Below are 25,422 nucleotides of genomic sequence, written 5' to 3' on the forward strand. Positions count from 1 at the left end.
CAGGTCCGTCAGACGGTGAGCGACGCCTGCGCGTAGCTCAGGCGCTCGGCGCGCGGGTAGTGCGTGCCGGCACCCTCGACGTGCCCGACGTTGACGACGAGGAGCGACTTCCAGCCGTTCTCCGCGAAGAAGTCGGCGTCGATGCCCTGGGCGTCCATGCCGCCCATGGGGCCGGCGGCCAGGCCCGCGGCGCGCAGGCCGACGATCAGGTAGCCGGCCTGGATGAGGGCGTTCATGCGGGCCATCGACTCGCGCTGCTCGGGCTGGCCCTCGAGCGCGTCGGCGAGGGCGGCCATGTGCGGCGCGAGCGTCGGGATGTGCGCGTGGAAGCCGGTGTCGGCGGCGAGGACGAGCGTGACGGGGGCCTCGAGCACGCGGTCGCGGTTGCCCTCGTTCATGTGCGCGGCGAGGCGCCGGCGGGCGTCGGGCGTGCGGACGACGAGCAGGCGCAGGGGGACCGTGTTGAGGGCGGTCGGGCCCCACTTGACCAGGTCGTACACCGCGGCGATCTGCTCGTCGCTGACCTCGTCGTGGGTGAACGCGGCGGCCGTGCGGGCCTCGCGGAACAGGAGGTCCGCGACGTCGTCGCCGACGGCCAGACCGGAGGTGGGGAAGTCGAGGCCGTCCAGGACGGTGGTGTCAGTGGTCATGCACGGTTGAAGCGTCAACTACCCTGGGTTGTTCCGGGCGACGGTGTGGCGGTCGTCACCACGTCGCGGCCACCTATCCTGGTCCGCATGGCTGACCCCCTCGTGCTCGGGATCGAGACGTCCTGCGACGAGACCGGCGTGGCTCTCGTGCGCGGCTACGACCTGCTGGTCGACGCCGTCGCCAGCTCGGTGGACGAGCACGCGCGGTTCGGCGGGATCATCCCCGAGATCGCGTCGCGGGCCCACCTCGAGGCCATGGTGCCGACGATCGAGCGGGCGCTGGCCACGGCGGACGTCTCGCTCGGCGCGGTCGACGCCATCGCGGTCACCGCCGGCCCCGGCCTCGTCGGACCCCTCACCGTGGGCGCCTCCGCGGCCAAGGCGCTCGCGCTCGCGCTGGGCAAGCCGCTCTACGGTGTCAACCACGTGATCGGGCACGCCGTCGTGGACGAGCTGGTGGACGGCGCGTTCCCCGAGCGCGTCATGGCGCTCGTCGTCTCGGGCGGCCACTCGTCGCTGCTGCTGCTCGACGACACCGTGCACGTCACCGAGCTCGGCTCGACGCTCGACGACGCGGCGGGGGAGGCGTTCGACAAGGTGGGCCGCCTGCTCGGCCTGCCGTACCCGGGAGGCCCGCACATCGACCGGCTGGCCCGCGAGGGGAACCCGGCCGCGATCCGCTTCCCGCGGGGGCTCACCGCCGCCAAGGACCAGGCCGCGCACGCCGCCGACTTCTCGTTCTCCGGCCTGAAGACCGCCGTCGCGCGCTGGGTGGAGGCCCGGCAGGACGCCGGCGAGGAGGTCCCGCTCCCGGACGTCGCCGCGTCGTTCGCCGAGGCCGTGGCCGACGTGCTGACCGCCAAGACGATCGCCGCCTGCCGTGCGCACGGCGTGGACACCCTGGTGGTCGGCGGAGGGTTCTCCGCCAACTCCCAGCTGCGGGACATGGCCGCCAAGCGCTGCGCGGAGGCCGGCATCGAGCTGCGCATCCCGCCCATCCGCTACTGCACGGACAACGGCGCGATGATCGCCGCGCTCGGCTCGGCGGTGGTGCGCCGCGGGCTGCCGCCGTCGTCGCTCGACCTGCCCGTCGACTCCTCGATGCCGCTCACCCAGGTGCTGGTCTGAGGACCTTCTGCCCTGTCGTGCCGGGACGCTCCGGCGTGCCATGAGGAAGGGGTCGCGCGCCGCGCGGCGCCGGTCCGGAGGCGGTGGGTGTGGTGCGAGCTGGACGAGTCCTGGTGGCGGTGGCCTCGGCGGCGGTGCTGACGGGCTGCGTGACGGTGAACCAGCAGCAGGCCGGGCCCGGCATGATGCACGGTCGCGGTGCCGGCGTCGTCCGCTCGGCGTGCACGCCGACCGTCGACCCCTCGGGAGCGACCGTCGCGGTCATGCTCGGCGACGGTGGCATGGTCCGCCGGATGCACGGCGGCAGGGCGATGCTCCGGGTCGTCCCCGCGTCCGTCGAGGCGGGAACGGTGACGCTGGTCGCCCGGAACATGGGGCTGCGCACCCACGAGCTCGTCGTGCTGCCGCTGGCCCCCGGTGCGTCCGTCGGCGAGCTGCCGCAGGGCGCCGACGGCTCCGTGGACGAGACCGGCAGCCTGGGCGAGGCGTCGGCGCCGTGCGCCGAGGGTGCGGGCGACGGTCTGCCCTCCGGCTCCGTCGGCTGGGTCACGCTCGACCTGCCGGCCGGACGGTACGAGGTCGTCTGCAACCTGCCGCACCACTACGCCGCGGGCATGGCCGACGAGCTGATCGTCGCCGACGGGAGCTAGGCGGCCGTCGTCGTGGGTGCCGTCCTGCGAGGGCTGCGCGCGTGGGCCGGCCGGCTCCACACCCGCCACACGCGGGCGCCCAGCAGGAACGGCACGGTGAACACGAGGGCGTAGAACACGAGCGCCTGCCACGTGAGCGTGGTGCCCGCCGAGATGCCGCCGTCGGCGCTGGTGAAGACGGCCGTCGCGCCCAGGAACTCGCGCTCGATCGTCCCGCCGCCCAGCTGCTCGAGCGTGTCGAGCGTCCCGAACGTGTAGGCCATCACCAGGTAGACGACCGCGCCGACGGCGAGACCGCCCCAGACGGCGCCGGTGGTCCACCGCGGGACGGGCCGGCCCAGCTCGCTGAGGTAGCCGTCCGCGAGCACCCGCGGGTGACCCAGGTCCGCGACGGCCTGCCGCATGCCCACCTCGGACGCGGCCGCGGTGAGCTCCGTGCGGAGCTCGCGCACGACCGTCTTGTGCTTCGGGAAGTCCTGCATGGCCCAGTCGAACCGCAGGAGGTAGCGCTCACGGACGAGGGTGTCGCGCAGGGACGTGCTCATGAGGGCTCCTTCGAGGTGGCGCGGGCGAGCAGTCCGTCGACCGTGACGGCCAGCTGCTGCCACGCCCGGGCGGTGCTCCAGAGCTGCTCCGCTCCGGTGTCGGTGGGCAGGTAGTACTTGCGGGCGGGACCCGCGCTGGAGGCGACGAGGCGCGACGAGATCTGCCCGTCGCGCTCGAGGCGGTTGAGCACCGGGTACAGCGTCCCGGCGCCGAGGTCGTCGAGCCCGGCCTCGTGCAGGCGGGTGACCAGCTCGTACCCGTAGGACTCGCGCTCGGTCAGGAGCGCGAGCACGAGCATCGGGAGCACGCCCTTGAGGAGCTGGGGATCGCGGGGCTCGTCCATGGCGCCCACGCTATGCCTAGTAGTTGGTATTGACAAGTAGCGGGCGTGACCCAGTTCCGCCTAGAGCGGGCGACCGGCCTTGAGCTCGGCGACGAGGGAGCGCACGACGGCGTCCAGCTCGCCCGCGTGCCGCCGGGCGACCGCGCGCTGCCGCTGGTACGACGCGCCGCGGCGCAGGATCACGCGCACCTGCTCGAGCTCGGCGGCGCACCCGAGGCGTTCGGCGACGGGGGCCAGCTCGACGAGCCAGCGGCCGATCGAGTCCGTGACCAGCTCCTCGTCGCCGGCGGCGTTCGTGATGATGATGGCGTCCATGCCGTACCGGGCGGAGCGCCACTTGTTCTCCTGCGCGAACCACGGCGGCAGCGTCGGCAGGCTCTCCCCGCGGTCCAGCATCGACGAGAAGTGCTCGACGAAGCAGTGGGTCAGCGCGGAGATCGCGGCGACCTCGAGGAGGTTGGAGGCGCCGTCGGCGATCCGCATCTCCAGGGTGCCGAACCGCGGCGACGGGCGGACGTCCCACCGGATCTCGTCGAACTGGTCGATGACGCCGGTGTGCAGCATGTCGCCCACGTACTGCTCCAGCTGCGACCAGTCCTCGAACGCGAACGGCAGGCCCGCGGTGGGCAGCTGCTGGAACAGCAGGGCGCGGTTGGACGCGTAGCCGGTGTCCTTGCCGCCCCAGAACGGGGACGACGCCGACAGCGACAGGATGTGCGCGAAGACGCTGAGCATCGCCCGGGCGATGGGCAGCACCTTGTCCCGGTCCTCGATGCCGACGTGCACGTGCACCCCGTAGATGAGCATCTGCCGGCCCCACCACTGCGTCCGGTCGATGAGGGTGGCGTACCGCTGCTTGTCGGTGACCTTCTGCTGCGCCCAGTTGGCGAAGGGGTGCGTGGCGCCGCCCATGAGCTCGATGCGCAGCGGGGCCGCGGCCGCCTCCACCTCGTCGAGGGCCTGCTGCAGGTCGGCCGTCGCCCCGGCGATCGTGCGGCACTTGCCGGAGCGGATCTCGACGGTGTTGAGCAGCAGCTCCTGCGTGATCAGCGGGTGCTCGGAGCCGTCGGTGGGCCGGACGGTCGCCAGGATGGCCTCCGCGGCCTGGCGCAGGTCGCCGGAGTCGGCGTCGACGAGGGCGACCTCCCACTCGATCCCCACGCTCGACCGCTCGGAGTGCGCGAACGGCACCCGCACCGGCGCGGCCATCAGACGGGCTCCACCACGAGCACCTGCTGGCTGCCAGCGACACGCGTGAGGATGATCGTCCCGGTCGCGCTGCCGCGCAGGTCCAGCTGCCGACGGAGCTGCTCCGGCACCACGGCGGTCCCGCGCTTCTTGATGGTCAGCTTCCCCACGTCACGTCCTCGCAGGTAGGTCCGGAGCCGCTTGAGACCGAACGGCATCGTGTCGAGCACGCGGTACGCGGTGGCGGTGGGCACAGGAGTCAGCGCGTCCGAGGTCACGTAGGCGATCGTGGGGTCCACGAGGCGGCCCTGCACCTGCTGGGCGATCTCGCCCACCAGGCCGGCCCGGATGACGGCGCCGTCGGGCTCGTAGAGGTAGCCGCCGACCGCCCCGGCGGGCGGGCGCTCATCGGTGGTGGCGCGCACGACGTGGGCCTCGCCGTCGCGGAGCACCAGGGCGGACCGGCCGGGTCCCTCGGGCGCGAGCGGGCCGAACCAGAGGCCGACCTCGACCACGTCGCCGTCGACCGAGACCCACTGGGCCTGCGCGTCGTCGGGCAGGGCGGTGTGCGGGATGCCGGGACCGAGCTTGAGGCCGAGGGCGGGGACCCGCTCGCGCACCGCGAGGACCGCGTCGAGGGACGGCTCGTAGGCGGACGGGTCGAACACGCGACTGCCGGACGAGGTCCGGCGGGCCGGGTCGGCGTACACACCGTCGACACCTTCCGCCTCGAGGTCGAGAGCGAGCCCGTCGCCGTGCCGTACCTCGGCGTCGGGGAAGTGCCGCAGGTTCACGGTGGCGATCGCCGCGGTCGCCTCGTCCAGGTCGATGGCCAGCACCCGCAGGCCGATGCCGGCGAAGGCCATGGCGTCCGCACCGATCCCGGTGGTCAGGTCGGCCACGCGGGTGCTGCCGGCGTCGCGGAACCTGCGCGCGTGGTGGGCGGCGACCGTGAGCCGCGTCGCCTGCTCGAGGCCCGCGGCGGTGAAGAGCATGCCGTCGGCGAACGTGCCGAACTTCGCGGCGGCCTTCGCACGCAGGCGCGACTGCGTGAGCGCCGCGGCGACGAGCGCCGGATCGATGCCCTCGTCGCGCATGCGCTCCGAGAGTGCGAGCGTGCGGGTCTCGTCGTAGGGCGGCAGCGCGGACAGCAGTGCCCATCCGGCGGGGCTGAGCAGCTGGGCGATGCCCTCGCGATCCATGCGGCGATCCTCGCACGCAGAGACTCGCCAGGACCGCTCGTTGGCACTCGCCTTGACCGAGTGCTAACCGGTTCCTAGAGTGAGTGGCTGGCACTCTCCCGGTGAGTGTGCCAGCAGCGCTCCAGGCCACGGCACCCGCGACGACGTGTCCGAGAGCGCGCACGTACCTCAGAGAACTACTCACATGCGAAGGGGAGGTCCGCTGTGTCGGTCTCCATCAAGCCCCTCGAGGACCGGATCGTCGTCAAGACGCTCGAGGCAGAGGCGACGACCTCTTTCGGTCTCGTCATCCCGGACAGTGCCAAGGAGAAGCCCCAGGAGGGCGAGGTCCAGGCGGTCGGACCCGGCCGTGTCGACGACAACGGCAACCGGATCCCGCTCGACGTCGCCGTCGGCGACAAGGTGATCTACTCCAAGTACGGCGGCACCGAGGTCAAGTACGACGGCGAGGAGTACCTCATCCTCTCCGCGCGCGACATCCTCGCGATCGTCGTCAAGTGAGCTGAGGGGCGCCACGCGCCCCGCTCACCCGCGAAGGCCCCCCACGGCACTGCCGTGGGGGGCCTTCGCGCGTTCGGCGCCGGACACACCAGAGCCCCTCTCCTCGATCGTGCCGCCGAGGAGAGGGGCTCTGGTCGTCCAGGTCGGGTCAGCCCACGCGGCTGGCGCGGCCGCGCTGGGCGAGCACGGCGGAGCGCTCGTCCTCGGAGAGCCCGCCCCACACGCCGTAGGGCTCGCGCACCGCGAGCGACTGCTCGAGGCACTCCTTGATCACGGGGCACGTGGCGCAGATCGCCTTGGCCGCCTCGGCGCGGCGCCGGCGGGCAGAACCGCGCTCGCCCTCGGGGTGGAAGAAGAGGTCCTGGTCCTCGTCGCGGCACGCTCCGTCGAACTGCCACTCCCACAGGTCCATCACCGGTCCGGGAAGGCGCGAGATCTCGGCCATGAGTTCCTCCTCAGTCGATCCGACCCAGTCCGCCGTGCGGGGCGGCTGTGCCGGGAAGTCGTCAACACGGGAACCGGATGGTGTCCCACCGGGGTGACGCGTTGGAGAGGACGTTACAACCGCGCCAGAAGTTGTTCAAGACCCGTTCGCACATTGATTTGGTGGCGCGATTGTGCATGAAGTCCCTGGTCGGCGTGTCGTGGTCCGACGCGCCCGATGAGGCCGAATCGCGTCGGCCTGGCAGAATCGCGCCATGGTGACGCGCGAGGACGACGAACTGGCGGGGCCGGCCGTGCCTCCTGCGCCTGCGCTCGCCGTCGCCGCGGTGGCCCGACGCCTCGGTGTCGCACCTGCGACGTTGCGCACCTGGGACCGCCGGTACGGGCTCGGGCCGTCCGAGCACTCCGCGGGGGCGCACCGGCGCTACTCCGCGGTCGACGTCGAGCGGCTGCTGGTCATGCGGCGGCTCACGCTGGACGGCGTGGCGCCGGCGGAGTCGGCGCGGATCGCCCTGGCGACCGACGTGACCGCCGGAAGCCCCGCCCACTCCCACGACGACGTGCCGACCACGCCGACCGCGGTCGTCGACGCCGCGCTCGCCGGTGACGTGGTCGGGTGCGCGCGGCTGCTGGCGATCGACCAGGGCGCCGACGTCGCGCTCTGGTGGACGGGCCTGGTGGAGCCGGTCATCGCGGCCCTCGCCCGCCGCACGGTCGTGGACCCGCCCGGGGTCGACGCGGTCGCCGCGGTGCACGCGGGCGTCCTCGGCGCCCTGCGCGAGCACCCGGTGCCGCTGACGGGAACCCGACGGCCCGTCGTCCTCGTGCTCGTCGCCCCCCGGGAGGCACGGCCGCTCGTCGCCCACGCCCTCGCGGGCGCGCTCGCGGCGCAGGGGGTCGACGCCCGCATCGTCGGGGGGCCGGTGGGTCCGCACCACGCGGTCGAGCTCACCGCCATGACGCGCGCCAGGGCGGTCGTGACGATCGGGCAGCGGGTCGACGTCGACCTCGAGGTGGTCGACCGGCTCGCGGCCGAGCAGCCGGACCTGGCGCAGTTCGTGATGGTCCCGGACGGTGCCGCGGACGCCGTCCCGCTGGGGAGGTCCGTGCACCGGGCTCGGACGTTCACCGGCCTGCTCCACGAGGTGTTCGCGGTCGCGACGTCGGGTGGCGAGCCCTGACGGCACGGCCGAGTGGGGGAGACATTCCACGCAGGCGGCGCAGGGGCGGACGAAGCCCCTCCCGCCGTGGGGACGGATCGTCTCTCCGGCTAACTTCAGCGTGATCATCAGCCGATAGCACTCAGGTGCCCCGTTCGGGGCCCGAGAGGGGAACCAACATGGCGGGAGTCGTGGTCGTTCACGGCTCGGCGGTCGTTCGAGAGCGGCTCGTCGTGACCTCCATCGGCGTGCCCGCGCTCGGTCCGGTCCGGGCCGCGTCGTCGGTCGACGAGCTGCTGAGCCTGGCTCGGCGCATGCCGCCGACGGTCGTCCTGCTCGACGCACACCTGGCAGCCCCGGGTGCCATCGAGGCGATCCGCCGACTGCGCGCGGTCGCGCCCGCCGCTGCCATCGTGCTCCTCGCGCTGCCCGACGACAGCGTGGCGCTCGACCGGGCGCTCGCGCTCGGCGCCCGCGGGTTCCTGGCACCTGACGTCGGCCGCGCGGAGCTGTCCGCCGTGGCGGCGCACGTGCTGGCCAGCCCTGTGCTGCCCGCACAGACCGTGCCCCGCACGCAGCCTGTCGACGTGCCCAGCCAGGGCAGCTTCCGCGCCAGCGACCTGCGCACGCCCGCGGCCGGGGTGTCCACGGTCGGCGCTCCCGACGCCAACGCCGCACCGGTCGGTGTGCCGACGACGGGTGCGATCCCCGGCGTGCCGCTGACCAAGCGCGAGATCGAGGTGCTCACCGGGATGAGCCACGGACGCTCGAACGCGCAGATCGGCGCGGAGCTCTACCTGTCCGAGGACACGGTGAAGACCCACGCGCGCCGGCTGTTCCGCAAGCTCGGGGCCAACGACCGCGCCCAGGCGGTCGCGATCGGCCTGCGGCGGGGTCTCATCCAGTAGGGCGGGGCCCTCAGCACGCGTGCGCCCGCGTATCCTTGCCGGATGACGGAGCACTCGCCTGCCGACCCGTTCGCCCGCATCGGGCTCACCTACGACGACGTGCTCCTCCTGCCGGGGGAGACGGACGTCATCCCGAGCGAGGTGGACACCTCCTCGCGCCTGACGCGCGAGATCTCCGTGCGCGTCCCGCTGCTGTCCGCTGCGATGGACACCGTCACCGAGTCGCGCATGGCCATCGCCATGGCGCGCCAGGGCGGCATCGGGATCCTGCACCGCAACCTGTCCATCGAGGACCAGGCCCACCAGGTCGACCTCGTGAAGCGCTCCGAGTCCGGCATGATCACCGACCCCGTGACGGTGGGCCCGGACGCGACGCTCGCGGAGCTGGACCACCTCTGCGGCATCTACCGCGTGTCGGGGCTGCCCGTCATCGACGAGATCGGGCTGCTGCTCGGCATCATCACCAACCGCGACCTGCGGTTCGTGCCGCCGCAGGAGTTCGAGACGCGCCGCGTCCGCGAGGTGATGACGCCGATGCCGCTGGTCACCGCGCCCGTCGGCATCGCGCGCGACGACGCGGCCGCGCTGCTGGCCAAGCACAAGATCGAGAAGCTCCCGCTGGTGGACGACGCGGGCATCCTGCGCGGGCTGATCACGGTCAAGGACTTCGTGAAGTCCGAGCAGTACCCGGACGCGACGAAGGACGGCGAGGGCCGGCTGGTGGTCGGTGCCGCGATCGGGTTCTTCGGGGACGCGTGGGAGCGGGCCACCGCGCTGGTCGAGGCCGGGGTGGACGCGCTCGTCGTCGACACGGCCAACGGGCACGCCCGCCTGATGCTCGACATGGTGCGCAAGCTCAAGTCCGACCCGTCGACCCGCCACGTCCAGGTCATCGGCGGCAACGTCGCGACGACGCCGGGCGCGCAGGCGCTGGTCGACGCGGGGGTCGACGCGGTCAAGGTCGGTGTCGGGCCGGGCTCCATCTGCACCACCCGCGTCGTCGCCGGCGTCGGGGTGCCGCAGGTGACCGCGATCTACGACGCCGCCCGCGCGTGCAAGCCGGCCGGCGTGCCGGTCATCGGCGACGGCGGCCTGCAGTACTCCGGGGACATCGCCAAGGCGCTGGTCGCCGGTGCGGACACCGTGATGCTCGGCTCCCTGCTGGCCGGGTGCGACGAGTCGCCGGGCGAGCTCGTGTTCGTCAACGGCAAGCAGTTCAAGCACTACCGCGGGATGGGATCGCTCGGGGCCATGGCGTCCCGCGGCCGCATCTCCTACTCCAAGGACCGGTACTTCCAGGCCGACGTGTCCTCCGACGAGAAGATCGTCCCCGAGGGCATCGAGGGCCAGGTGCCGTACCGCGGACCGCTGTCGGCGGTGGCCCACCAGCTCATCGGTGGGCTGCACCAGTCAATGTTCTATGTCGGCGCGCACACGATCCCGCAGCTCCAGGACCGTGGGCAGTTCATCCGGATAACCGCGGCCGGCCTCAAGGAGTCCCACCCGCACGACATCCAGATGACGGTCGAGGCGCCCAACTACACCGGCCGCTAGGGGAGCAGGGGCAGCTTCCCGACGATCTTGTCCACGCGGTTGCGCGGCCCGACGATGCTGACCGCGTAGTACGCGGGCGCGTCAGCGGTCGCCACCTCGGCCAGGTACTCGTCGTACACGCGGGTGTGCTGCGCCGACGCCGGCATGTCCGCGACGAACACCCCCAGGGAGGCGGCGGCCTTCGCGCGGACCTGCGCGAGCTGGTCGGCCGAGGCGGAGAGCACCGAGCAGCCGGCCCAGGGGAGCCCGGGGTGGTCGGAGCCCGTGGCGTCCCGGGCCGTGGGACCGAGCAAGCCGTCGACCCCGCTCGAGGTCGCGGCCGACACACAGACGGCCGCGTTGGCCGCGCGGCCCGGCGGCAGCGACTCGTCGACCACCACCACCCACTTCAGGCGCGCGGCCCGGGTCGGCTCACCCGTGCGGATCTCGTCGGGCTCGAAGCCGACTCGTGTCGGGGTGTCGATCGACATGCTGTGCTCCTCGTTCGTACGTCAGGACATGAGAAGGGTAGGCATGCATTCGGTGCGCTATCAATCAGTCCGTATGACATGCGGATAGAGTGGCCGGATGGCGCATCTTGACGCACTTGACACGGCGATCCTGCGAGAGCTGCAGGTGGATGCACGGCGGACCAACCGCGACGTCGCGGCCGCGGTGGGGGTGTCACCGACCACCGCGCTGGACCGCACGCGCTCGCTGCGGGACCGCGGCGTCATCCGCGGGGCGGTCCTCGACGTGGACCTCGCGGAGATCGGTCGACCCGTGCAGGCGCTCATCGCGCTGCGGGTCCGGCCTCCCACGCGGCAGAACATCGAGGGGTTCCGCACGTGGGCGGCGGCGCTGCCTGAGGTGATCGGCGTGTTCGTCACCAGCGGGTCGGAGGACTTCCTGCTGCATGTGGCGGTGGCGGGGAACGACCGGCTCTACGCGTTCGTGATCGACCGGCTCACCGAGCGGCCCGAGGTCGCCGACGTCCGGACGTCGATCGTGTACGAGCACCTGCGCAGCGGGGTCGTCGAGCCGGTCCCGGCGCTAGGACGCGACTAGCCGGCTCGCTCCGGCGTCCTCACGGATCGCCGCCCACACGTCGTCGAGCGAGATGCCCAGGGCGGTGGTGATCGCGGCGATCGTCGAGAACGACGGGGTGGGCACGCGTCCCGTCTCGATCTTGCGCAGCGTCTCCGGTGAGATGCCTGCCGTCAGCGCCACCTCGACCATGGAGCGGTCGGCGCGCGCCTGGCGCAGCAGCGCGCCGAGGCGTTCGCCGCGCTCGACCTCGGTGGGGGACAGGGGCAGTCGGACCATGACGCCAATGATAATCCCGGGATATGATTACCGGTATACCTATCCCTACCGTGCAAGGTGGTTCCCATGATCGAGCTCTTCAGCCCCGCGGAGCTGGGGCGTGCCCGCGCCAGTGGAGCGTTCGTCGGCGGCGCCCTGCGTCAGATGCAGGAGCGCACCACCGTCGGCACCAACCTGCTGGAGATCGACGCCTGGGTGGCGCAGCTGATCGCCGAGGCCGGCGCGGTGTCCAGCTACGTCGACTACGCCCCCTCGTTCGGGAGCGGACCCTTCGGTCACGTCATCTGCACGTCGGTGAACGACGCCGTGCTGCACGGGCTCCCGCACGACTACGCGCTGCGCGACGGTGACCTGCTCACCCTCGACTTCGCGGCGTCGCTCGACGGCATCGTCACCGACTCGGCCGTGAGCTTCGTCGTCGGGGACGCGGTCGACCCCGCGGACCTCCGCATGATCGAGACCACGCGTCGGGCACTCGAGGTCGGCATCGCGGCAGCGGTCCCCGGCGCGCGGATCGGTGACCTGTCGCACGCGATCGGCAGCGTGCTCACCGCCGCCGGCTACCCGGTGAACACCGACTTCGGCGGGCACGGCGTCGGGTCGACCATGCACCAGGACCCGCACCTCCCGAACGCCGGCCGACCCGGACGCGGGTACGTCCTGCGCCCTGGCCTGCTGCTGGCCATCGAGCCGTGGGTCATGGTGGACACCGCCACGCTGGTCACCGACCGCGACGGATGGACCCTGCGGAGTGCGACCGGCGCGCGAACGGCGCACAGCGAGCACACCGTGGCGATCACCGACGACGGGCCGATCGTCCTGACGGCGTAGTCGCCCGCGGGCGCGTGCGGTCCCTCGATACTGAGCTGGTGGACTTCGGGGAGATGCAGACGCAGGCGCGTGCGGTCCGAGCGGCCTACGCCGCGCGCGAGGCCGAGAGGTTCGGGCGCAGCTGGAGCACGGAGGAGCTGATGCTCGGGTTCCTCGGCGACGTCGGTGACCTGGCCAAGCTGGTGCAGGGCAAGGCAGGCGTGCGGCCGCGCGCCGACCTCGACGAGGCGCTGGCGCACGAGCTCGCGGACTGCCTGTGGTCGGTCATGTCGTTGGCTGACGCGTACGACGTCGACCTGGAGGCGGCGTTCGGGCGGACGATGGCGGACCTCCGGACGCACCTGGCCGGCCCCGCCACACCCGAGGGCTAGTCGCGGAAGGTCTCGATCTGCGCGCCGAGCTGCACCAGGCGGTCCTGCAGCTGCTCGTACCCGCGGGCGATGATGTCGACGTCGCGCAGCACCGAGGTGCCCTTGGCGGCGAGCATCGCCAGCAGGATGACCACTGCGGGGCGCAGGGCCGGCGGGCACGAGACCTCGGCGCCGGACCAGTGCGTCGGGCCGGAGACCTGCAGGCGGTGGGCGTCGAGCAGGCGGACGTCGGCGCCGAGGCGGGTCAGGTCGGTCAGGTGGATCGCGCGGCCCTCGTAGACCCAGTCGTGGATCAGGGTGGAGCCCTCCGCGCACGCCGCGATCGCCGCGAAGAACGGCAGGTTGTCGATGTTCAGACCGGGGAACGGCATCGGGTGGATCTTGTCGATCGGCGCGCGCAGCTCGCTGGGGTGCACCGTGACGTCGACCAGGCGGGTGCGGCCGTTGGCGGCGGCGTACTCGTCGGACAGGGTGAAGCGCAGGCCCATCTCGGCCAGCGTCGCGAGCTCGATCTCCATGAACTCGATGGGCACGCGACCGACCGTGACCTCCGAGCCGGTGACGATGCCGGCGGTGAGCAGGCTCATCGCCTCCACCGGGTCCTCCGAGACGGCGTACTCGACGTCGGCGTCGATGTCCGCCAGCCCGTGCACGCGCAGGGTCGTGGTGCCGATGCCGTCGATCCGCACACCGAGCAGCTCCAGGTAGAAGCACAGGTCCTGGACCATGTAGTTGGAGCTGGCGTTGCGGATGGTGGTGATGCCCTCGCGCCGGGCGGCCGCCATGATCACGTTCTCCGTCACGGTGTCGCCGCGCTCGGTGAGGACGACCGCGAGGTTCTGCGCGGCACCGCGGGTGACCAGGGCGTGGTAGTCGCCGGCGGTGGCCGTGACGTCGAGGCCGAACGGACGCAGGCCGATCAGGTGCGGCTCGACGGTACGGGTGCCCAGGTCGCAGCCGCCGGCGTACGGCAGCCGGAACTCGTCCTCGAGGCCCAGCAGCGGGCCGAGGAACATGATGATCGAGCGGGTGCGACGGGCGGCGTCCACGTCGATCGCCTCGAGCTGCAGGTGCTCGGGGACGACGATCTCCAGGTCGCGGCCGTCGGTCGACCAGGTGGCGCGCACGCCGATCGAGCGCAGCACCTCGACGATCCGGTCCACCTCGACGATGCGGGCGACGTTGCGCAGCCGGGTGGTGCCGCGGTTGAGCAGCGAGGCGCACAGGAGCGCGACGGCCCCGTTCTTGCTGGTGTTGACGTCGATCCGGCCGCTCAGGGTCTGGCCGCCGTGCACGCGCAGGTGGGTGCGCTGCGGACCGCCGAGCGTGACGATGGGGGAGTCGAGCGCCGCCCCGATGCGCGTGAGCATCTCCAGGCTGACGTTCTGCGCGCCCTGCTCGATGCGGTGGATCGCCGACTGGCTGGTGGCCAGGCGCTCCGCCAGCTGGGCCTGGGTGAGGCCGCGGTGCTGGCGGGCGGAGCGGACGAGGGAGCCGACGTGCGCGAGCTGGTCCTCGATGATCGGGAGGGATCCGGTGCTCGTCGGAACCGGGGTGGTCGTCGTAGTCATGGGGAAGACGCTAACTCATGGATGAGATATTGCCACGTTGGGCCGGGCGATCGAATCGGTCAGATCCGTCACGTCGGTGCGCCTCGAACTCAGCCGCGATATGACGCGCATCTCACCAGAGCGTCCCGACGGGCTCACGCGTCGGCCACACGTCCGAGGCGCCGGGCCCGTCGAAGCCCTGCTCAGCGCGCCACGCGTTGAACCCCTCGGCCCAGGCCTGGTGTGCCGTGGACTGGTACTCGTGCAACGTGTCGAGGTCGAGCGCGGCCAGGTGCGGGAACCGCCCGACGATCCGCTCGAGCACGTCGAGCGTCGCGACGACGTCCACGTCCGCGGTGTGCAGGTTCCCCGACTCGACCACCTGGTAGTAGCCGCACAGGTCGACCAGCTTGCGCTTGCCACGCCGGAACTGATCCTCCGCGCGGTCGAGCACGAGCGGGTCGATGACGGGACGGGCATCGCTGCACAGGCGGTCCGGCAACGTCCGCAGACGGTGCCGCCGCAGCTCCGCGTCCAGCAGGCACAGGTCGAACGCGGCGTTGTACGCGACGACCGGGACGCCACCGCGGAAGGCCTCGGCCAGGTCGGTCGCGATCTCCTCGAGCGCCTCGCGCGGCGGCCGGCCGTGCTCGCGGGCGTGCTCCGTGCTGACGCCGTGGATGGCGGCGGCCGCCTCGGGGATCTCGACCCCGGGGTTGATCAGCCAGCTGCGGACGTGCGTGCCGGAGGCGTCGCGGCGGACGAGCGCGGCGGTGACGATGCGGTCGTTGTCGACGTCGATGCCCGTGGTCTCGGTGTCGAAGCCGAGCAGAGGCCCGTCCGTCCAGCTCATCGTGTCCCGCTCTCGTCCTGCGTGGTGCGTGCAGAGCCAGACTCGCACCGAGGTCCGACATCGCCCGGGAGGGCCGCCCGCGTGCCGCGGTTTCGGGTCCGCACCCCGCACCCCGGTAGCCTGGCCGGGTGAGCAACGAGATCGAGATCGGCCGCGGCAAGCGCGGACGCCGCGCCTATTCCTTCGACGACGTCGCGGTCGTCCCGTCGCGGCGGACCCGTGACCCCGAGGAGGTCTCGGTCGGCTGGCAGATCGACGCCTACCACTTCGACCTGCCGATCATCGCGGCCCCGATGGACTCGGTGATGAGCCCGGCCACGGCGGTCGCCCTCGGCAAGGCCGGCGGGCTCGGCGTGCTCGACCTCGAGGGCCTCTGGACCCGCTACGAGGACCCCGCGCCGCTGCTCGCGGAGATCGCCACGTTCGACAGCGCCCGTGCCACCGCCCGCATGCAGGAGATCTACGCGGCGCCGATCCAGGCGGAGCTGATCACGGCACGCCTCAAGGAGATCCGCGCCGCGGGCGTCACCGTGGCGGGCGCCCTGTCGCCGCAGCGCACCAACGAGTTCTGGCGCACCGTCGTCGACGCCGGCGTCGACCTCTTCCTCATCCGCGGCACCACCGTGTCGGCCGAGCACGTCTCGGGCCGCGCGGAGCCGCTCAACCTCAAGCGCTTCATCTACGAGCTGGACGTCCCGGTGATCGTCGGCGGCGCCTCGACCTACACGGCGGCCCTGCACCTCATGCGCACAGGTGCGGCGGGCGTCCTCGTCGGCTTCGGCGGCGGCGCCGCGCACACCACGCGCCTGTCGCTGGGCATCCACGCTCCCATGGCGTCGGCCGTCGCTGACGTGGCAGCCGCGCGGCGCGACTATCTCGACGAGTCCGGTGGCCGGTACGTGCACGTGATCGCCGACGGCGGCGTCGGGCGCTCCGGCGACCTGGTCAAGGCCGTTGCGTGCGGCGCGGACGCCGTCATGCTCGGCGCCGCACTCGCGCGGGCCACCGAGGCGCCCGGTCGCGGCTGGCACTGGGGTCCCGAGGCGCACCACCCGCAGCTGCCCCGCGGCGAGCGGGTCGAGGTGGGCACCGCCGGGTCGCTCGAGCAGATCCTGTTCGGGCCCGGTCACACGGCCGACGGCACGCTGAACCTCATCGGCGCCCTGCGCCGCGCGATGGCCACCACCGGCTACTCGGACCTCAAGGAGTTCCAGCGGGTCGAGGTCGTCGTCAGCCCGTACCAGCCGCACTGACCGTCACGGCCCGGAGACGCCCGGAGACGCCCGGAGACGCTGCTCCGGGCGTCTCTGCATGTCCGAACGGGTCGGTTCTCTCGACGGGTCGGTCGGAAGTCCTGGTGCATCTGTGTTTCGACCTGCTATGCGCGAGAAGCAAATGTTGGTTTGGCTCTGTTTGAGTCCGAGTCTGCTTGACGTTGTTTGCTTCGCTGCTGCATGCTGCTCCACGGCAGGCGTCACCGACGACGCCTGCCGGCACCCGACGGAGACATCGGTCGTGCCGGGACCGGACGGAGAGCGCAGCGCATGTACGCACAGGAGCGGCACCAGCAGATCCTGCTCCGTGCGCGCGCCGACGGCCGGGTCGACGTCGCCCACCTCGCGGCGGAGCTGGACGTCACCCCGGAGACCGTCCGCCGCGACCTGAGCGCCCTCGAGCGGCTCGGCCTCGTGCGGCGCGTGCACGGCGGGGCGATCCCCGTCGAGCGGCTCGGCTTCGAGCCTGGCATCGCCGACCGCGAGCGCATGCTCGCGGGGGAGAAGGAGCGGATCGCCAAGGCGGCGCTCGACGAGCTTCCCGACGGCGGCGCGATCATCCTGGACGCCGGCACCACGACCGTCCGGCTGGCCGAGATGCTCCCGCAGGACCGCGAGCTCACCGTCGTCACGCACGCGCTGCCGGTCGCGATCGTGCTGGCCACCCGGCCGAACATCACCCTGCACGTCGTCGGCGGCACGATCCGCGGACGCACCCTCGCCGCCGTCGGCACGTGGGCCGAGCGTGCCCTGGCCGACGTGCGCGTCGACACCACGTTCCTCGGCACCAACGGCCTGACCGTCGAGAACGGGCTGACCACGCCCGACCTGGCGGAGGCCGCGGTCAAGCGCGCGCTCGTCGCCGCGGGCCGGCGCACGGTCGTCCTGGCCGACCACACCAAGGTCGGCCGGTCCGACCTCGCCATCGTCGCGCCCCTGTCGGCCGTCGACACCCTCGTGACCGACACCGGCATCGACGCCGAGCTCGCCGACGAGATCGAGTCCGCCGGACCACGCGTGGTCCGGGCCTGACTGAACACCGCAGCACAACACAGCACCGATCGAAGGAGAACGATGAAGGTCTTCCGCTTCTACGCCCCCGGCGACGTCCGGACCGAGGACGCCCCCGAGCCGACGACCGGCGCCGGCGAGGTCAAGATCCGGGTCCGCGCCTGCTCCATGTGCGGCACCGACGTGAAGATCTCCACCTCGGGCCACCAGCGCATCCGTCCGCCCCGCGTCATGGGCCACGAGATCGCGGGCGAGATCGTCGAGGTCGGCGAGGGCGTGACCGGCTGGGCGCCGGGCGACCGCGTGCAGGTCATCGCGGCCATCCCGTGCGGCGACTGCGAGTTCTGTACCTCCGGTCTCATGACCATCTGCCCGAACCAGGTGTCGATGGGCTACGACTTCGAGGGCGGGTTCGCGCCCTTCATGATCGTCCCGCCGGCGGTGCTCAAGGTGGACGGGCTCAACCGGATCCCCGACGGCGTCAGCTTCGCCGAGGCGTCCGTCGCGGAGCCGTTCGCGTGCGCGATCAACGCACAGGAGCTCGTCGACGTGCACGACGGCGACACCGTCGTCGTCGTCGGCGCCGGCCCGATCGGCTGCCTGCACGTCCGGCTGGCCCGGGCACGCGGTGCCGAGACGGTCTACCTCGTGGAGCTCAGCCGCGAGCGACTCGACCTCGCCGCCGAGGTCGTCAAGCCCGACGCGGCGATCTGCGCCGCCGAGGTCGACCCGGTCGCGGCGGTCCTCGAGCTGACCGGAGGCAAGGGCGTCAGCGTCGTCATCACCGCCGCGGCCTCCGGTGCCGCCCAGGAGCAGGCGCTCCAGATGCTCGCCCCGCGCGGTCGGTTCAGCCTCTTCGGCGGACTGCCCAAGGACAAGCCGACGATCACGCTGGACTCCAACGTCGTGCACTACAAGGAGCTGATGCTCATGGGTGCCAACGGGTCGAGCCCCGACCACAACAAGCAGGCGCTGGCCATGATCGCCGACGGCCGCGTCCCCGTGGCCGACCTGATCACGCACCGGCTGCCGCTCGACCGCGTCGCGGAGGGCATCGACATCGTCCGCTCGGGAGCGGGCATCAAGGTCACGATCGAACCCTGACGATCGCGACCGTCTTTCCATCAGATCAACGACGATCACAGAGCGGAGTGAGCCACGCATGGCCACCACGACAGCAGGTGCTCCACCCGTGTCCCGAGGCAAGGCCGCCCAGGTCCATGTCCAGAGGTTCGGTGCATTCCTGACCGGCATGATCATGCCCAACCTGCCGGCATTCCTGGCATGGGGCCTGATCACGGCACTCTTCATCGCCGTCGGCTGGCTGCCGAACGGCGTGCTCGGCGGGTTCGGCAACGCCGACCTGCCCGGCGCATGGTCGGGTGCGGCGACGCAGCTCGTCATGGCCGAGGACGGCACGACGTTCCACCAGTACCTCGGGCTCGTCGGCCCGATGGTGACCTTCCTGCTCCCGCTGCTCATCGCGAACGCGGGCGGCCGGATGGTCTACGGCGAGCGCGGCGGGGTCGTCGCGTCCATCGCGACGGTCGGCATCATCGTCGGCAGCACGGTCCCGATGTTCCTCGGCGCCATGATCCTCGGCCCGCTGTCGGCCTGGATCATGAAGAAGATCGACTCGCTCTGGGACGGCAAGATCAGGCCCGGGTTCGAGATGCTCGTCAACATGTTCTCGGCCGGCATCGTCGGTGGCGCCCTCTCGGTCGCCGCGTTCTACGGTGTCGCCCCGATCGTGACCCAGATCAGCACGTGGCTCGGCGACATCGTCCAGCTGATGGCCGACAACCACATCCTGCCGTTCATGAGCGTGATCGTGGAGCCGGCCAAGGTGCTGTTCCTCAACAACGCGATCGGCAACGGCGTGCTCGTGCCCCTGGGCGCGGCGCAGGTGGCCGAGCAGGGCAAGTCTCTGCTGTTCCTCGTCGAGGCCAACCCCGGCCCCGGCCTGGGCATCCTGCTCGCCTACACGCTCCTCGGTGTCGGTGCGGCGCGGTCGACCGCCCCGGGCGCGATCATCGTGCAGTTCTTCGGCGGCATCCACGAGGTGTACTTCCCGTTCGTGCTCATGAAGCCGACCCTCATCATCGCGGCGATCGCCGGTGGCATGACGGGCATCGGGACGAACGTCGTCATGGGAAGCGGGCTGGTCGGACCGGCGGCACCGGGCAGCATCTTCGCGGTCTTCGCGCAGACGGCCCGAGGCAGCTTCCCCGGCGTGATCCTGTCGGTCGTGCTCTCCGCGACCGTGTCCTTCCTCATCGCGGCGGTCATCCTGCGGGCCACGCGCAAGCGTGACCTCGCGGCGGGCGAGAGCGGCGACCTCAGTGCCGCGATCGCGCAGACCGAGGCGAACAAGGGCAAGAGCAGCGCGGCGCTGAGCGCGCTGGTCGTCGAGCAGCACACCGCGGAGCAGGCCGAGGCCGCTCTGGCGGCCGGTGGCACGACGACGGCCACGGCGGTCCGGCCGATCCGGTCGATCGTGTTCGCGTGCGACGCCGGCATGGGGTCGAGCGCGATGGGCGCCAGCGTCCTGCGGGACAAGCTGCGCAAGGCCGGCGTCGAAGGCGTGACGGTGGTCAACAAGGCCGTCGCCAACCTGCAGGACGACGCCGACCTGGTGATCAGCCAGCGCGAGCTGACCGACCGTGCACGCAAGCACGCGCCGAGCTCGCGGCACGTCTCGGTGGACAACTTCATGAACAGCCCCGTGTACGACTCCGTCGTGCAGGAGGTCAAGGAGGGCGCCGGGGACGGAGCCACGGCATCGTGAGCGACATCCTGACCAGGGACCTCGTCGTCGCGTCGGGGCGGGCGACCACCCGCGACGAGGCGATCCGGGAGGCGGGCGAGCTGCTCGCGTCGTCGGGCGCGGTCACTGCGCAGTACCTCGACGCGATGGCCGAGCGGGAGCGCACGGTGTCCACCTACATGGGCAACTACCTGGCGATCCCGCACGGCACGAACGCCGCCAAGGACGCGATCGTCCGCTCGGCGCTCTGCCTGGTCCGGTACGACGAGCCGATCGACTGGGCTGGCAACCCGGTGCGGGTCGTCGTCGGGATCGCCGGCGTCAACGACGAGCACCTCGGCATCCTCGGCAAGATCGCGGTGATCTTCGCCGACGAGGACGAGGTACGCCGCGTCCTGGACGCGTCGACCGCGGACGAGCTGTACGACATCGTCCAGCGGGTAAACACGTGAGCACCGACTGACGGCCGAGGCCCCGGCGCGGGCACGACGCGCCGGGGCCTCGGCACCCCTGGACCACCACTTCGACGGAGCACACCTTGATCATCACGGTCACCCCCAACCCGAGCCTCGACCGCACCTTCGACGTCGACGTCCTCGCGGTCGGCGAGGTCACCCGCGCGCACGGCACGCACGTGCACGCCGGCGGCAAGGGCATCAACGTCTCCCGGGCGCTGGCCCGGCACGGCATCCCCACGCGCGCCGTCCTGCCGGTCGGCGGAGCCGACGGCGCCGAGCTGGTCGAGCTGCTCGGCGGGCTGGGCGTCGCCGCCCGGGCCGTCCCGGTGCGGGGCGCCACGCGCAGCAACGTCGCGGTCGTCGACGCCCGCGGTGTGACCACCAAGGTCAACGCCGCAGGTCCGACGCTCGACGACGACGAGGCCGCGGCGCTCGTGGCCGCCGTCGAGCGCGAGCTGGACGTCGCGGGTACGGCCGGTTCCTGGCTGGTGCTCGCCGGGAGCGTGCCGCGCGGTGCGGGCGCCGACCTCTACCCTCGGCTCGTCGCAGCGGCCGCCGCCCGCGGCATCCCGGTGGCGGTGGACGCCTCGGGCAAGGCGCTCGACGCGACGGTCCAGGCGGGCGGCACCGCGCTGCTCAAGCCGAACCTCGACGAGCTCTGCGACGTGCTCCGCGCGTCCCTGACCACCGTCGGGGACATCGTCGCGGGCGCCCGGTCGGTGCTCGCCCGCGGGCACGACAGCGCGCTGGTGTCGCTCGGCGCCGACGGTGCCCTGCTCGTCACGGCGACGCGGAGCTGGTGGGCCGGCGGCTCGCCGATCGTGCCCCGCAGCACCGTCGGCGCCGGGGACTGCACGCTCGCCGGCTTCCTCGCCACCGACGGCGAGCCGATCGAACGCCTGCGGGCCGCCGTCGCCTGGGGCCGCGCGGCCGTCGGGCTGCCGGGCAGCGCCATCCCTGGACCGGACGACCTCGACCTCGCCGCCGTGCAGGTCGTCGCCGAACCCGACCCGGCGCTGGAGCCCGTCGACCTGTTCCGGACCGCCCCCGCCGGTCTCGCCTGAGACCCCCTGCTTCCTCGTTCCGCTGATTCAAGGAGACCTGCCATGACCGAACGCACCGTCGCGATCGCCTCCGCCCAGGGCCTGCACGCGCGCCCCGCCTCCGTGTTCGCGCAGGCCGCGGGTGCCGCGGGCATCCCCGTCACCATCGCGAAGCAGGGCGGCTCGCCCGTCAACGCCGCCAGCGTGCTGATGGTCATGACGTTGTCCGCCGGGCACGGCGAGGAGGTCGTCCTGACCGCGGACGGGCCCCAGGCCGACGACGTGCTGGACTCCCTGGTCGGGCTGCTGGCCACGGACCTGGACGCCGACGTATGAGCGTCGACGCCGGACGCCGCACCCTGGTCGGCGTGGGGGTGGGCCGCGGGCTCGTCGTCGGGCCGGTCGCCAAGGCGTACCCGTCGCCTGTCATCCCGGCCCAGGGCGGCGGCGACCCCGCGCAGCTGGGCCCCGCGTTCGACCAGGTGGCGAGCTCCCTCGAGAGCCGCGCGCGAGCAGCGACCGGTGCGCTCGCGGCCGTGCTCGGCGCGACCGCGCAGATGGCCGCCGATCCCGCGCTGCGCGCCGAGGCGGAGCAGCGCGTCGCCGCGGGGGAGACCCCGGCCGAGGCCGTCGACCGCGCCATCGCGCGGTTCGTCGACATGTTCACCGCCGCGGGCGGGGCGCTGGCCGAGCGGGTGACCGACCTGCGCAGCGTCCGCGACCGCGTCGTCGCGGTGCTGCTCGACCTCGACGAGCCCGGCGTCCCTCCGCTCACCGAGCCGAGCGTCGTCGTCGCGGCCGACCTGGCACCGGCCGACACCGCCGAGCTCGACGTCCGCCAGGTCCTCGCGATCGTCACCGAGCGCGGCGGGCCCACCGGCCACACCGCGATCATCGCCGGCCAGCTCGGCATCCCGTGCATCGTCCGGACGACCGGGATCATGGACCTCGAGCCCGGCACCGAGGTGGCCGTGGACGCCGTCGCCGGGACGGTCACGCTCGACCCGGGCCCGGAGATCCGGGAGCAGTCGCGTGCGCGCCGTGCGGCGGCCACCGCGCTGGAGTCGGACACCGCCCCCGGAGCGACCGCCGACGGTCACGCCGTGAAGCTGATGGCCAACATCGGCACCGGCAAGGACGCCGACCGGGCGAGCGCCGTCCCCACCGAGGGCGTCGGGCTGTTCCGCACCGAGGTGCTCTACCTGGGGCGCGCGACGGCCCCGTCGCAGGCCGAGCAGGTCACCGAGTACAGCCGCGTCCTGCAGGCGTTCGCGGGCGGCAAGGTCGTGGTGCGCACGCTCGACGCGGGTGCCGACAAGCCGCTCCCGTTCGTCACGCAGGCGGGCGAGGAGAACCCGGCGCTGGGTGTGCGCGGCTACCGCCTGGTGCGCTCGCACCCGGAGCTGCTGGACACGCAGCTCCAGGCGCTGGCCCGCGCGCAGACCGAGACCGGCACCACGCCGTGGGTGATGGCGCCGATGGTCACGACGCCCGCCGAGGCGCGCGACTTCGCCAGCCGGGCGCGGGCCGCGGGGATCGCGATCGTCGGGGTGATGATCGAGGTCCCGGCTGCTGCCCTGCGCGCGCGGGAGATCCTCGCGGAGGTGGACTTCGTCTCGCTGGGCACCAACGACCTCGCGCAGTACACGATGGCGAGCGACCGGCTCCGCGGCGAGCTGGCCGACCTGCTGGACCCGTGGCAGCCGGCCGTGCTCGACCTGGTGGACAGCACCGCGCGGGCCGGTCTGCGGGCGCGCAAGCCCGTCGGGGTGTGCGGGGAGTCGGCGTCGGACCCGGTGCTGGCCCTCGTGCTCGTCGGGCTCGGGGTGACCAGCCTGTCGATGTCGGTCGGCGCCATCCCGGCGGTCCGGTACGCGCTGCGGCACCACACGTCCGCCGAGTGCGCGACGATGGCCGCCGCCGCGCTCGCGGCCCAGTCGGCGGGCGAGGGGCGCGCTGCCGTCCTCGCCCTGGTGCACCCGGAGGTGCGGGAGACGTTGGGCGTGTGAGGGCGCAGGATCCCGGATCCCCGCGCGTACTCTCGCCGGTATGGCGCACGACCCGGGACACATCGAGCTCCACGACCCTGAGACCGACCCGCTCGCGACCTACGTGCTCGAGCCGGACGACGTCCGTCCGCTCCTGAGCCGCGTGGTCTCGTCCGCCGAGGCCGGGACGTTCACGTCGCACGCCCCGTTCACCGGGGGGCCGATCGCCGCGATCCCGCTGTCCACGCCGGACGACGTGGCGCGCGCCGCGAAGGCGGCGCGCGCCGCCCAACGGCTGTGGGCGGCCCGACCGCTGCGCGAGCGGACCGCGGTCCTGTCCCGCGTGCACGACCTGGTGCTCGAGCGGCAGAGCGACGTGCTCGACCTCATCCAGGTGGAGTCAGGCAAGGCGCGCGCCTCGGCGTTCGAGGAGGTCTGCGACATCGCGCTCGTGGCCCGGCACTACGCCGCACGCGCCGGGCGCTACCTCGCGCCGCGCCGGGTCCCCGGCCTCATCCCGGGCCTGACGACGACGCGCGTGCTGCGGCACCCGGTCGGCGTCGTCGGCATCATCGCCCCGTGGAACTTCCCGCTGACCCTCACGCTCGGAGACGTGCTTCCCGCGCTGGTGGCCGGCAACGCGGTCATCCTGCGACCCGACCCGCAGACCGCGCTGACCTCGCTGTGGGCCGCGGAGCTGCTCGAGGTCGCCGGGCTGCCCGGCGGGCTGCTCCAGGTGGTCGTCGGTGACGGGCCGACGGTCGGGGCGGCGGTCGTCGAGAACGTCGACCACGTGAGCTTCACCGGCTCCACCCGCACCGGCCGGGTCGTCGCCGCGCACGCGGGGGAGCGGCTGGTGCCGGCCACCCTGGAGCTCGGCGGCAAGAACCCGATGTACGTCGCGGACGACGTGGACGTGGAGGTCGCCGCCGAGGGGGCCGTGCGCGCCTGCTTCGTCGGCGCCGGGCAGGTCTGCGTGAGCATCGAGCGGATCTATGTGCACGAGGACGTGGCCGACGCGTTCACCGCGGCGTTCGTCCGGCGCACCAAGGCGCTGCGTCTCGGCTCCGGGCTGGACTACCGCTCGGACATCGGGTCGCTCACCTCGGCCGCGCAGCTGGCCACGGTCGTCGAGCACGTCGAGGACGCCGTCGGGCACGGGGCGACCCTGCTGGCCGGCGGGGTGCACCGCTCGGACGTCGGGCCGTGGTTCTACGAGCCGACGATCCTCACCGACGTGCCGGACGAGGCGCGGCTGGTGCGCGAGGAGACGTTCGGGCCGGTCGTGGCGATCTCCCGGGTGGCCTCCGACGACGAGGCAGTCGCGGCGATGAACGATAGCGACCTCGGCCTGAACGCGAGCATCTGGACGGCCGACACCCGCCGCGGCGCGGCCCTCGCCGAGCGCGTCCGGGTAGGCACGGTGAACGTCAACGAGGGCTACGTGGCCACGTGGGGCTCGGTCGGGGCGCCGCAGGGCGGGGTCGGAGCGTCAGGCATCGGCAGCCGGCACGGCCGCGAGGGCCTGTGGGCGAGCACCCGCGTGCAGACCGTGGCGGTCCAGCACGGCGTGCACGGGGTGCTCGGTGGCCCCGGCGTCGGTCTGCACCGGATGTTCGACCTGGGCACCGAGACGTGGCCCCGCGTCTACACCGAGGTGTTGCGGACGCTCAAGGCCCTGCGGCTGCCGTAGCGAC

Annotated in this window: 28 protein-coding genes; 18 read left to right on the forward strand and 10 right to left on the reverse strand. The window is 72.7% G+C overall.

Annotated elements, in window-relative coordinates:
- Positions 1 to 8: 8 nt before the first annotated feature.
- Positions 9 to 650: a malonic semialdehyde reductase gene (locus ASD18_RS07980; protein ID WP_056089022.1), complete on the reverse strand. Its 642-nt coding sequence runs from the start codon at positions 648 to 650 to the stop codon at positions 9 to 11.
- 87 nt (positions 651 to 737) lie between these two features.
- On the opposite strand from ASD18_RS07980, the gene tsaD reads away from it, so the two are divergent.
- Together tsaD and ASD18_RS07990 are read left to right on the forward strand one after the other, a co-directional pair.
- Positions 738 to 1,778, forward strand: coding sequence for a tRNA (adenosine(37)-N6)-threonylcarbamoyltransferase complex transferase subunit TsaD (gene tsaD, locus ASD18_RS07985; protein ID WP_056089026.1), 1,041 nt, complete (start codon positions 738 to 740; stop codon positions 1,776 to 1,778).
- Between the two features lie 92 nt (positions 1,779 to 1,870).
- Entirely contained in the window at positions 1,871 to 2,428 is a 558-nt protein-coding gene (locus tag ASD18_RS07990; RefSeq protein WP_156387915.1) for a hypothetical protein, read from the forward strand.
- Here ASD18_RS07990 and ASD18_RS07995 read toward each other — a convergent pair.
- From ASD18_RS07995 to ASD18_RS08010, 4 genes are read right to left on the reverse strand one after another with little or no spacing between them, the layout of a single operon-like run.
- A complete protein-coding gene (locus tag ASD18_RS07995) occupies positions 2,425 to 2,973 on the reverse strand; it encodes a hypothetical protein (RefSeq protein WP_056089032.1) in 549 nt (182 codons plus the stop codon). The genes ASD18_RS07990 and ASD18_RS07995 overlap by 4 nt on opposite strands.
- A complete protein-coding gene (locus ASD18_RS08000) occupies positions 2,970 to 3,317 on the reverse strand; it encodes a PadR family transcriptional regulator (RefSeq protein ID WP_056089035.1) in 348 nt (115 codons plus the stop codon). Before ASD18_RS08000 ends, ASD18_RS07995 begins: the two co-directional genes overlap by 4 nt.
- Before the next feature lie 60 nt (positions 3,318 to 3,377).
- Positions 3,378 to 4,526: a glutamate--cysteine ligase gene (locus tag ASD18_RS08005; RefSeq protein WP_056089040.1), complete on the reverse strand. Its 1,149-nt coding sequence runs from the start codon at positions 4,524 to 4,526 to the stop codon at positions 3,378 to 3,380.
- Positions 4,526 to 5,707, reverse strand: coding sequence for a class I SAM-dependent methyltransferase (locus tag ASD18_RS08010; RefSeq protein ID WP_056089043.1), 1,182 nt, complete (start codon positions 5,705 to 5,707; stop codon positions 4,526 to 4,528). The genes ASD18_RS08005 and ASD18_RS08010 overlap by 1 nt, the downstream gene beginning before the upstream one ends.
- Positions 5,708 to 5,911: 204 nt before the next feature.
- On the opposite strand from ASD18_RS08010, the gene groES reads away from it, so the two are divergent.
- On the forward strand, positions 5,912 to 6,208 hold the full coding sequence (groES, locus tag ASD18_RS08015) for a co-chaperone GroES (RefSeq protein WP_056089045.1): 297 nt from the start codon (positions 5,912 to 5,914) through the stop codon (positions 6,206 to 6,208).
- A 148-nt stretch (positions 6,209 to 6,356) separates the two neighbouring features.
- Here groES and ASD18_RS08020 read toward each other — a convergent pair whose 3' ends face one another.
- A complete protein-coding gene (locus ASD18_RS08020) occupies positions 6,357 to 6,653 on the reverse strand; it encodes a WhiB family transcriptional regulator (protein WP_056089049.1) in 297 nt (98 codons plus the stop codon).
- 253 nt (positions 6,654 to 6,906) lie between these two features.
- Here ASD18_RS08020 and ASD18_RS08025 point away from each other — a divergent pair, with 253 nt between their 5' ends.
- The 3 genes from ASD18_RS08025 (at position 6,907) to guaB (ending at position 10,274) form a co-directional block, all read left to right on the forward strand.
- Complete coding sequence (locus ASD18_RS08025) at positions 6,907 to 7,833, forward strand: MerR family transcriptional regulator (RefSeq protein WP_056089052.1); 927 nt, start codon at positions 6,907 to 6,909, stop codon at positions 7,831 to 7,833.
- 158 nt (positions 7,834 to 7,991) lie between these two features.
- Entirely contained in the window at positions 7,992 to 8,720 is a 729-nt protein-coding gene (locus ASD18_RS08030) for a response regulator transcription factor (protein WP_056089057.1), read from the forward strand.
- Positions 8,721 to 8,762: 42 nt separating this feature from the next.
- Positions 8,763 to 10,274, forward strand: a complete 1,512-nt coding sequence (gene guaB, locus ASD18_RS08035; protein WP_056089060.1) for an IMP dehydrogenase — start codon at positions 8,763 to 8,765, stop codon at positions 10,272 to 10,274.
- Here the strand turns inward: guaB and ASD18_RS08040 are convergent.
- Positions 10,271 to 10,744, reverse strand: a complete 474-nt coding sequence (locus tag ASD18_RS08040) for a DUF2000 domain-containing protein (protein WP_056089063.1) — start codon at positions 10,742 to 10,744, stop codon at positions 10,271 to 10,273. The genes guaB and ASD18_RS08040 overlap by 4 nt on opposite strands.
- Before the next feature lie 97 nt (positions 10,745 to 10,841).
- Here ASD18_RS08040 and ASD18_RS08045 point away from each other — a divergent pair, with 97 nt between their 5' ends.
- A complete protein-coding gene (locus ASD18_RS08045; RefSeq protein WP_056089068.1) occupies positions 10,842 to 11,321 on the forward strand; it encodes an Lrp/AsnC family transcriptional regulator in 480 nt (159 codons plus the stop codon).
- On the opposite strand, the gene ASD18_RS08050 is transcribed toward ASD18_RS08045, so the two are convergent.
- A complete protein-coding gene (locus ASD18_RS08050; protein ID WP_056089071.1) occupies positions 11,307 to 11,579 on the reverse strand; it encodes a helix-turn-helix domain-containing protein in 273 nt (90 codons plus the stop codon). The genes ASD18_RS08045 and ASD18_RS08050 overlap by 15 nt on opposite strands.
- 66 nt (positions 11,580 to 11,645) lie before the next feature.
- Between ASD18_RS08050 and map the strand changes: the two genes are divergently transcribed.
- Together map and ASD18_RS08060 are read left to right on the forward strand one after the other, a co-directional pair.
- Complete coding sequence (map, locus tag ASD18_RS08055) at positions 11,646 to 12,410, forward strand: type I methionyl aminopeptidase (RefSeq protein ID WP_056089074.1); 765 nt, start codon at positions 11,646 to 11,648, stop codon at positions 12,408 to 12,410.
- 38 nt (positions 12,411 to 12,448) lie between these two features.
- Entirely contained in the window at positions 12,449 to 12,781 is a 333-nt protein-coding gene (locus tag ASD18_RS08060) for a MazG nucleotide pyrophosphohydrolase domain-containing protein (protein WP_235522292.1), read from the forward strand.
- Here the strand turns inward: ASD18_RS08060 and ASD18_RS08065 are convergent.
- Positions 12,778 to 14,352 carry a UDP-N-acetylglucosamine 1-carboxyvinyltransferase gene (locus tag ASD18_RS08065; RefSeq protein ID WP_200938497.1) on the reverse strand — a complete coding sequence of 525 codons (1,575 nt, stop codon included), beginning with the start codon at positions 14,350 to 14,352 and terminating at the stop codon, positions 12,778 to 12,780. The genes ASD18_RS08060 and ASD18_RS08065 overlap by 4 nt on opposite strands.
- A gap of 112 nt (positions 14,353 to 14,464) precedes the next feature.
- On the reverse strand, positions 14,465 to 15,184 hold the full coding sequence (locus ASD18_RS08070) for an exonuclease domain-containing protein (RefSeq protein ID WP_056089077.1): 720 nt from the start codon (positions 15,182 to 15,184) through the stop codon (positions 14,465 to 14,467).
- 128 nt (positions 15,185 to 15,312) lie between these two features.
- On the opposite strand from ASD18_RS08070, the gene ASD18_RS08075 reads away from it, so the two are divergent.
- The 9 genes from ASD18_RS08075 (at position 15,313) to ASD18_RS08115 (ending at position 25,418) form a co-directional block, all read left to right on the forward strand.
- The gene (locus tag ASD18_RS08075; protein WP_056089081.1) at positions 15,313 to 16,437 is read left to right on the forward strand and encodes a GuaB3 family IMP dehydrogenase-related protein; all 1,125 of its coding nucleotides are present in this window, start codon (positions 15,313 to 15,315) and stop codon (positions 16,435 to 16,437) included.
- Positions 16,438 to 16,728: 291 nt separating this feature from the next.
- A complete protein-coding gene (locus ASD18_RS08080; RefSeq protein ID WP_056089085.1) occupies positions 16,729 to 17,490 on the forward strand; it encodes a DeoR/GlpR family DNA-binding transcription regulator in 762 nt (253 codons plus the stop codon).
- 42 nt (positions 17,491 to 17,532) lie between these two features.
- A complete protein-coding gene (locus tag ASD18_RS08085; protein WP_056089089.1) occupies positions 17,533 to 18,573 on the forward strand; it encodes a zinc-dependent dehydrogenase in 1,041 nt (346 codons plus the stop codon).
- Between the two features lie 58 nt (positions 18,574 to 18,631).
- On the forward strand, positions 18,632 to 20,257 hold the full coding sequence (locus ASD18_RS08090) for a PTS mannitol transporter subunit IICB (RefSeq protein ID WP_056089093.1): 1,626 nt from the start codon (positions 18,632 to 18,634) through the stop codon (positions 20,255 to 20,257).
- Positions 20,254 to 20,688, forward strand: coding sequence for a PTS sugar transporter subunit IIA (locus ASD18_RS08095; RefSeq protein WP_056089096.1), 435 nt, complete (start codon positions 20,254 to 20,256; stop codon positions 20,686 to 20,688). The genes ASD18_RS08090 and ASD18_RS08095 overlap by 4 nt, the downstream gene beginning before the upstream one ends.
- An 86-nt stretch (positions 20,689 to 20,774) precedes the next feature.
- Positions 20,775 to 21,758 (forward strand): 1-phosphofructokinase family hexose kinase, encoded by a 984-nt coding sequence (locus tag ASD18_RS08100; RefSeq protein ID WP_056089099.1) that lies wholly within the window; start codon positions 20,775 to 20,777, stop codon positions 21,756 to 21,758.
- Between the two features lie 42 nt (positions 21,759 to 21,800).
- Positions 21,801 to 22,073 carry an HPr family phosphocarrier protein gene (locus tag ASD18_RS08105; RefSeq protein WP_056089102.1) on the forward strand — a complete coding sequence of 91 codons (273 nt, stop codon included), beginning with the start codon at positions 21,801 to 21,803 and terminating at the stop codon, positions 22,071 to 22,073.
- Positions 22,070 to 23,746 carry a phosphoenolpyruvate--protein phosphotransferase gene (gene ptsP, locus ASD18_RS08110; protein WP_056089106.1) on the forward strand — a complete coding sequence of 559 codons (1,677 nt, stop codon included), beginning with the start codon at positions 22,070 to 22,072 and terminating at the stop codon, positions 23,744 to 23,746. The genes ASD18_RS08105 and ptsP overlap by 4 nt, the downstream gene beginning before the upstream one ends.
- Before the next feature lie 40 nt (positions 23,747 to 23,786).
- Positions 23,787 to 25,418 (forward strand): succinic semialdehyde dehydrogenase, encoded by a 1,632-nt coding sequence (locus tag ASD18_RS08115; protein WP_056089109.1) that lies wholly within the window; start codon positions 23,787 to 23,789, stop codon positions 25,416 to 25,418.
- The last annotated feature ends 4 nt before the right edge of the window (positions 25,419 to 25,422 follow it).

The organism is Cellulomonas sp. Root137 (assembly GCF_001426725.1).
In the GTDB taxonomy this organism is placed as follows: domain Bacteria; phylum Actinomycetota; class Actinomycetes; order Actinomycetales; family Cellulomonadaceae; genus Cellulomonas.

Coding starts and splice junctions, on each gene's coding strand:
- ASD18_RS08065 (WP_200938497.1), bottom strand. CDS start 14,352: ATGACTACGACGACCACCCCGGTTCCGACGAGCACCGGATCCCTCCCG.
- ASD18_RS08070 (WP_056089077.1), bottom strand. CDS start 15,184: ATGAGCTGGACGGACGGGCCTCTGCTCGGCTTCGACACCGAGACCACG.
- guaB (WP_056089060.1), top strand. CDS start 8,763: ATGACGGAGCACTCGCCTGCCGACCCGTTCGCCCGCATCGGGCTCACC.
- ASD18_RS07980 (WP_056089022.1), bottom strand. CDS start 650: ATGACCACTGACACCACCGTCCTGGACGGCCTCGACTTCCCCACCTCC.
- ASD18_RS08085 (WP_056089089.1), top strand. CDS start 17,533: ATGAAGGTCTTCCGCTTCTACGCCCCCGGCGACGTCCGGACCGAGGAC.
- ASD18_RS08020 (WP_056089049.1), bottom strand. CDS start 6,653: ATGGCCGAGATCTCGCGCCTTCCCGGACCGGTGATGGACCTGTGGGAG.
- ptsP (WP_056089106.1), top strand. CDS start 22,070: ATGAGCGTCGACGCCGGACGCCGCACCCTGGTCGGCGTGGGGGTGGGC.
- ASD18_RS08025 (WP_056089052.1), top strand. CDS start 6,907: ATGGTGACGCGCGAGGACGACGAACTGGCGGGGCCGGCCGTGCCTCCT.
- ASD18_RS08030 (WP_056089057.1), top strand. CDS start 7,992: ATGGCGGGAGTCGTGGTCGTTCACGGCTCGGCGGTCGTTCGAGAGCGG.
- tsaD (WP_056089026.1), top strand. CDS start 738: ATGGCTGACCCCCTCGTGCTCGGGATCGAGACGTCCTGCGACGAGACC.
- ASD18_RS08080 (WP_056089085.1), top strand. CDS start 16,729: ATGTACGCACAGGAGCGGCACCAGCAGATCCTGCTCCGTGCGCGCGCC.
- ASD18_RS08000 (WP_056089035.1), bottom strand. CDS start 3,317: ATGGACGAGCCCCGCGATCCCCAGCTCCTCAAGGGCGTGCTCCCGATG.
- ASD18_RS08115 (WP_056089109.1), top strand. CDS start 23,787: ATGGCGCACGACCCGGGACACATCGAGCTCCACGACCCTGAGACCGAC.
- ASD18_RS08040 (WP_056089063.1), bottom strand. CDS start 10,744: ATGTCGATCGACACCCCGACACGAGTCGGCTTCGAGCCCGACGAGATC.
- ASD18_RS08010 (WP_056089043.1), bottom strand. CDS start 5,707: ATGGATCGCGAGGGCATCGCCCAGCTGCTCAGCCCCGCCGGATGGGCA.
- ASD18_RS08105 (WP_056089102.1), top strand. CDS start 21,801: ATGACCGAACGCACCGTCGCGATCGCCTCCGCCCAGGGCCTGCACGCG.
- ASD18_RS07995 (WP_056089032.1), bottom strand. CDS start 2,973: ATGAGCACGTCCCTGCGCGACACCCTCGTCCGTGAGCGCTACCTCCTG.
- ASD18_RS08090 (WP_056089093.1), top strand. CDS start 18,632: ATGGCCACCACGACAGCAGGTGCTCCACCCGTGTCCCGAGGCAAGGCC.
- map (WP_056089074.1), top strand. CDS start 11,646: ATGATCGAGCTCTTCAGCCCCGCGGAGCTGGGGCGTGCCCGCGCCAGT.
- ASD18_RS08005 (WP_056089040.1), bottom strand. CDS start 4,526: ATGGCCGCGCCGGTGCGGGTGCCGTTCGCGCACTCCGAGCGGTCGAGC.
- ASD18_RS08050 (WP_056089071.1), bottom strand. CDS start 11,579: ATGGTCCGACTGCCCCTGTCCCCCACCGAGGTCGAGCGCGGCGAACGC.
- ASD18_RS08045 (WP_056089068.1), top strand. CDS start 10,842: ATGGCGCATCTTGACGCACTTGACACGGCGATCCTGCGAGAGCTGCAG.